This is a genomic window from Micromonospora sp. C41 (assembly GCF_018070485.1).
In the GTDB taxonomy this organism is placed as follows: domain Bacteria; phylum Actinomycetota; class Actinomycetes; order Mycobacteriales; family Micromonosporaceae; genus Micromonospora; species Micromonospora chalcea.
This window is the reverse complement of the sequence record NZ_JAGPXP010000070.1, coordinates 1-1,111: the sequence shown is the minus strand read 5'-3', so window position 1 is coordinate 1,111 and position 1,111 is coordinate 1. Positions and strand designations below refer to the sequence as shown.

Genomic DNA, 1,111 nt, shown 5'->3' with positions numbered 1-1,111 from the left:
GCGCCGGCCTCGTCGATCAGGTCGATCGCCTTGTCCGGCAGGAACCGGTCGGAGATGTACCGGTCGGCGAGCGTCGCGGCGGCGACCAGGGCGGCGTCGGTGATGGAGACGCGGTGGTGGGCCTCGTAGCGGTCCCGCAGGCCCTTGAGGATCTCGATGGTGTGGGCCAGCGACGGCTCACCCACCTGGATCGGCTGGAAACGACGCTCCAGAGCGGCGTCCTTCTCCAGGTGCTTGCGGTACTCATCCAGCGTGGTGGCGCCGATGGTCTGCAGCTCACCACGGGCCAGCATCGGCTTGAGGATGCTGGCGGCGTCGATCGCGCCCTCGGCCGCGCCCGCACCGACGAGCGTGTGGATCTCGTCGATGAACAGGATGATGTCGCCGCGGGTGCGGATCTCCTTGAGCACCTTCTTCAGGCGCTCCTCGAAGTCACCGCGGTAGCGGGAACCGGCGACCAGGGCACCGAGGTCGAGGGTGTAGAGCTGCTTGTCCTTCAGCGTCTCGGGCACCTCGCCCTTGATGATCTTCTGCGACAGGCCCTCCACCACGGCGGTCTTGCCGACGCCGGGCTCGCCGATCAGCACCGGGTTGTTCTTGGTGCGGCGGGACAGCACCTGCATGACCCGCTCGATCTCCTTCTCGCGCCCGATGACCGGGTCGAGCTTGCCCTCGCGGGCGGCCTGGGTCAGGTTGCGGCCGAACTGGTCCAACACCAGGCTGGTCGACGGCGCGGCCTCACCCGGCGCCGCACCCGCGGCGGCCGGCTCCTTGCCCTGGTAGCCGGAGAGCAGCTGGATGACCTGCTGGCGGACCCGGTTCAGGTCGGCGCCCAGCTTCACCAGGACCTGGGCGGCGACGCCCTCGCCCTCGCGGATCAGGCCGAGCAGGATGTGCTCGGTGCCGATGTAGTTGTGGCCCAGCTGCAGCGCCTCGCGCAGCGACAGCTCCAGCACCTTCTTGGCCCGCGGCGTGAACGGGATGTGCCCGCTCGGCGCCTGCTGGCCCTGGCCGATGATCTCCTCGACCTGCTGACGCACACCCTCCAGCGAAATACCCAGACTCTCCAGAGCCTTCGCCGCGACACCCTCACCCTCATGGATCAGGCCCA

General features: G+C 69.0%; 1 protein-coding gene. It reads right to left on the bottom strand.

Annotated features, from left to right (window positions below; genetic code table 11):
* The coding region (locus tag KBX43_RS31235) for a Clp protease N-terminal domain-containing protein (protein WP_210888609.1) at nucleotides 1-1,111 on the bottom strand (1,111 nt) is incomplete at both ends.